The organism is Corallococcus exercitus, from assembly GCF_003611585.1.
In the GTDB taxonomy this organism is placed as follows: Bacteria; Myxococcota; Myxococcia; order Myxococcales; family Myxococcaceae; genus Corallococcus; species Corallococcus exercitus.
In genome coordinates this window covers 1-723 of the sequence record NZ_RAVW01000849.1, presented here as the reverse complement: position 1 = coordinate 723, position 723 = coordinate 1, and the positions used below count along the sequence as shown (strand labels likewise).

Here is a 723-nt window from a genome sequence, read left to right as displayed (position 1 = left end):
GCCCAGCTCGGTGCCTTCCGGCTGCGCGGCGGGGGCGGCGGGCGCGTCGGCCAGCTGGTCCGGGACTTCGATGGCTCCGCCTTCGAGGCCTGGCTGGCGTGGGCCCTTCTTGGCGGCTCCGGCCGGCGGGGGGCGCGCGGCGCTGAGGGTGCCGCCGAACTGCTCCACGATGTCGTACTCGATCGTGGCCACCTGCTCGCCGTTGTCGCCGGGCGTGACGGAGACGAGCTTCACGCGGTTGTGGCGCTCGCCGCCGGGCGCGCGGCGGAACAGAGAGCCCAGGGCGTCCGGCGTGGTGAGCTCGGTGCCCAGGGACCACGTCTCGCCGGGGCGCACGGGGTCGCGCGGCAGCTCCAGCACCAGCGTGGCCAGGTTGCGCGCGGGGCCCTGGAGCCCGTCGATGATGAAGCCGCGGTCGCTGATGGTGGCGTCCTCCAGCGCGCGGCCACCGGGCGTCACGCGCAGCTGGCGTTCTCCGGATTTGTCCAGTTGGAGCACGTAGGTGTACTCGGAGGGGAAGGCGGTGCTGGCGGTGGCCTTGGGGGCCGGAGCCGCGGCGGCCTTGGCGCCCTTCTTCTTCTTGTCACCCTTGGCGGGCTTCTCTTCCGGGGCGGACTCGGGGACGGGCGCGTTGCCGTCCAGCGCGAGGTTGAGGCGGAAGGAGACGGGGACGTCCTGGACGAGCTTCCAGCGCAGCACGACGGCGTCCTTGGGGACGGCGGG

Annotated in this window: 1 protein-coding gene; it reads right to left on the bottom strand. The window is 73.9% G+C overall.

The genetic code is table 11. The annotated features are described in order from the left end of the window. The coding region (locus D7W79_RS44180) for a hypothetical protein (protein WP_120530796.1) at window positions 1-723 on the bottom strand (723 nt) is incomplete at both ends.